Source organism: Lacrimispora sp. (assembly GCF_032078915.1).
Taxonomy (GTDB): domain Bacteria; phylum Bacillota; class Clostridia; order Lachnospirales; family Lachnospiraceae; genus Lacrimispora.
The window spans coordinates 16885-19892 of record NZ_DAMAUN010000100.1 but is presented as its reverse complement, the minus strand read 5'-3'; the positions used below and the strand labels follow the sequence as shown (position 1 = coordinate 19892).

The following is a 3008-nucleotide window of genomic DNA, read 5'->3' as shown; positions in this document are numbered from 1 at the left end:
ATTATGTCGTGGTGGGGATCGGGATCAATGTCAATATGGAGGAATTTCCGGAAGAAGTAAGTCAGATGGCCACTTCCCTGCTTCTGGAAACAGGAGAAAAGGTGAGAAGAAGCCAGTTGGTTGCCGCTATTATGGAGGCATTTGAACAATATTATGAAGAATTTATCAGCCAGGGTGATTTATCCGGGCTGATAAGTGTCTATAATAAGCATATGGTCAATACGGGAAAGGAAGTAAGAATTCTGGACAGATCAGGTGATTATACCGGCGTGGCCCTGGGAATTAATGAAAAGGGAGAGCTTCTTGTGGAAGTACAGCCGGGAGAAGTAAGACATGTGATCTCCGGAGAGGTATCTGTCCGGGGAATCTATGGATATGTGTAATGAAGAACCATTCGCTTTATGATCAATTACAGGTTTTAGAACCCCAGGAAAAAGAACTGGGCGCCAGGGAACGTTTAAAAGCCATGGAACGCCCGCTTTTGTCCTGGTACAGGGAGCATGCCAGGGCCCTTCCATGGAGGGACAAGCCGGAACCATACCGGGTATGGATATCGGAAATCATGCTCCAACAGACCAGAGTGGAGGCTGTAAAACCTTATTTTGAGCGTTTTATGGAGGCCTTACCAGGAATCAATGATCTGGCGGCAGTGCCGGAAGACCGGTTGCTGAAACTCTGGGAAGGACTTGGCTATTACAGCAGGGCAAAAAATCTAAAGAAAACAGCAGAGCTTCTTGTAGAGCAGTATGGCGGAGAGCTTCCGGCTTCCTACGAGGAGCTTAAAAAGCTTCCGGGGATCGGGTCTTACACCGCAGGTGCGATTGCGTCCATCGCATTTGGCATTCCGGTCCCGGCGGTTGACGGCAATGTTTTACGGGTGGTTTCCAGAGTAACAGGCAGTAGGGAAGACATATTAAAGCAGGCAGTCAAAAGCCGTATGGAAGAGGAATTAAAGGCGGTAATGCCGGAACGGGCAGCCAGCTCTTATAATCAGGGCCTCATTGAAATCGGTGCGATTGTCTGCGTGCCAAACGGTTCGCCCCTGTGCAGCCAATGTCCCCTGGCCTCCATCTGCATTGCCAGGATCAAGGGTCTTACCGGTGAGATTCCGGTGAAAACACCTAAAAAGGCCCGCAGGGCGGAGGATAAGACGGTAATGCTCCTGTGGCAGGAGGGACGGGTTGCCATCCGAAAGCGGGATGATACGGGGCTTCTGGCTTCTCTTTATGAGTTTCCCAATGTGGAGGGACACTTAAACGAGGAGGCGCTGCTTGCCAACCTGGGAGTAGAGGAGGCCAAGATAACGCCTCTTCCTGCTGCAAAGCATATATTCAGCCATGTGGAATGGCATATGATAGGATTTCGGATTGAACTTGGAGAACGGCCCAATGGAGATTTTTTATGGGTTACTGCGGAAGACTTAGAAAAAACTTATTCCCTGCCAGGTGCATTTAAGACGTATACAAAATTGATCAGGTGATATAATGAAAAAGATTCTATTTATATTTAATCCGCGTTCCGGGAAGGCTCAGATCAGGAATAAGCTGATGGATATCCTGGATATTTTTGCAAAGGCCGGTTATGAATTGCTGGTCCATGTAACACAGCGGACGGGTGATGCAATGGAGGCTGCTGCAGCATATGGGGATAGCGTTGATCTGGTTGTGTGCAGCGGCGGAGACGGGACTTTGAATGAAACCATAAGCGGTCTCATGAAATTGGACAATATTCCAGACTTAGGATACATCCCTGCCGGTTCCACCAATGATTTTGCCTCCAGCTTAAAGATTTCCAAAAGCATGGTAAAAGCGGCGGAAGCGGCGGTTTTTGGCGAGCCTTTTCCCATTGATATCGGCGGTTTCTGCGGGGACAGGCACTTTGTATATATTGCAGCGTTCGGGGCCTTTACAGAGGTTTCTTATTTGACCCCTCAGGATAAGAAGAATGTCCTGGGGCATCAGGCGTATATGCTGGAAGGCATGAAGAGCCTGGCTTCCATACAATCCTATAAGATGCGGATTGAGTGTGACGAGTGCACTGCGGGCATACCTTTACACCCGGTAAAGCGGGGTGGGCCCTGCCCAGAGAGCGGGGGCAAGAAAGAGGAAATGACACTGGAGGGGGAGTTTATTTTCGGCATGATAACCAATACCATGAGCGTCGGTGGCTTTAAAGGACTTGTGACACAGGATGTGGCTCTTGACGACGGCGAATTTGAAGTGCTGTTAATACGAACACCCAAAACTCCTCTGGATTTGACAAATATCATTAATTACATGTTTCTGAAGGAAGAACCAAATGAATACGTCCATAAATTTCGGACAAGGTCTTTGAAAATTCTCTCGGAAGAGCCTATTGACTGGGTATTAGATGGGGAATTCGGCGGGACCAGGAGGGAAGTAAATATCATTAATTTGAAGAAAAGAATCCGTATTATGAGAAAAACGCCGAAAAAGCAATAAAACTGCTTTTTTGGCAGAAATATGTTGAAATATGGATTCCGGTAGTATATAATGAAAAGTTGTGTGGGCTTTATGTATACCTCTTAGCGAAAGGACGTTATTAAGTGGAAAAGGATAATTTTTTAGATAAGCTTGGAAAACTGGTCGAACTTGCAAAAACGAAGCAAAATGCGTTGGACGTAACGGAGATTAATAACTTCTTTATGGGGGAAGAACTGACAACAGAGCAGATGGATCAGATTTATACGTACCTGGAGAATCGCGGCGTAGACGTGATCCCGGTCATTGACGATTCCGTTTTAACTGATGATGTGCTCATGTCAGACGACCTGCTTTTGGATGATGATCTTGATGACGGCTTTATTAAGGAAATGGATGAAGAAGATATTGATCTTGACGCCATTGACTTGCTGGAGGGCATCGGAACGGAAGACCCTGTCCGCATGTACCTGAAGGAAATTGGCACGGTACCACTTTTGAATGCAGAGGAAGAACTGCGCCTTGCGAAGAGAAAAGCGGATGGCGATGATGATGCCAAAGAGCGCT

The 3008-nt window shown here is 47.1% G+C and carries 4 protein-coding genes; all 4 read left to right on the top strand.

From position 1 onward, the window contains the following. Window positions 1-383: hypothetical protein (locus tag RT269_RS25805; protein WP_331664235.1), on the top strand; the 383-nt coding region annotated here is incomplete at its 5' end. Next, the gene (mutY, locus tag RT269_RS25800; protein ID WP_313186967.1) at window positions 383-1480 is read left to right on the top strand and encodes an A/G-specific adenine glycosylase; all 1098 of its coding nucleotides are present in this window, start codon (window positions 383-385) and stop codon (window positions 1478-1480) included. The genes RT269_RS25805 and mutY, both read left to right, overlap by 1 nt. Window positions 1481-1484: 4 nt before the next feature. Continuing rightward, window positions 1485-2462, top strand: a complete 978-nt coding sequence (locus tag RT269_RS25795) for a diacylglycerol/lipid kinase family protein (RefSeq protein WP_313186965.1) — start codon at window positions 1485-1487, stop codon at window positions 2460-2462. Between the two features lie 104 nt (window positions 2463-2566). Continuing rightward, on the top strand, window positions 2567-3008 hold a 442-nt coding region (locus tag RT269_RS25790; protein WP_313186963.1), incomplete at its 3' end, for a sigma-70 factor domain-containing protein.

What these genes read in the sequence shown, in the direction of transcription:
- mutY (WP_313186967.1), top strand. Translation starts at nt 383, where the DNA reads ATGAAGAACCATTCGCTTTATGATCAATTACAGGTTTTAGAACCCCAG.
- RT269_RS25795 (WP_313186965.1), top strand. Translation starts at nt 1,485, where the DNA reads ATGAAAAAGATTCTATTTATATTTAATCCGCGTTCCGGGAAGGCTCAG.